The 308-nt window shown below is 56.2% G+C and carries 1 protein-coding gene; it reads right to left on the minus strand.

The window, feature by feature from the left end; genetic code table 11:
* A partial coding sequence (locus CWO84_RS15405; RefSeq protein WP_276308163.1) for a transketolase C-terminal domain-containing protein occupies positions 1-308 on the minus strand: 308 nt, incomplete at both ends.

Consider the following 308-nt stretch of genomic DNA (forward strand, 5'->3'; position numbering starts at 1 on the left):
GCTTCCACATTAGCGACGACATTGTCCACGGTAAAGCCGAACTCTTTGAAGAGCTGACCTGCCGGGGCCGATTCGCCGAAACGGTCCAATCCTACGACTCTACCCGCGCTGCCGGCGTATTTCCACCAGCCGTCGGTTACTCCCGCTTCTACTACCACGCGCTGGGTCACGCTTGGCGGCAATACGCTGTCTTTGTAAGCTTGATCTTGCGCTTCGAAGACGTTGGTAGACGGTAGTGACACCACGCGGATTTTTTTGCCTTTCGCGCTCAATGCGTCAGCGGCTTTCAACGCCAATTCCACTTCGGA

This window comes from Methylomonas sp. Kb3, from assembly GCF_002834115.1.
Taxonomy (GTDB): domain Bacteria; phylum Pseudomonadota; class Gammaproteobacteria; order Methylococcales; family Methylomonadaceae; genus Methylomonas; species Methylomonas defluvii.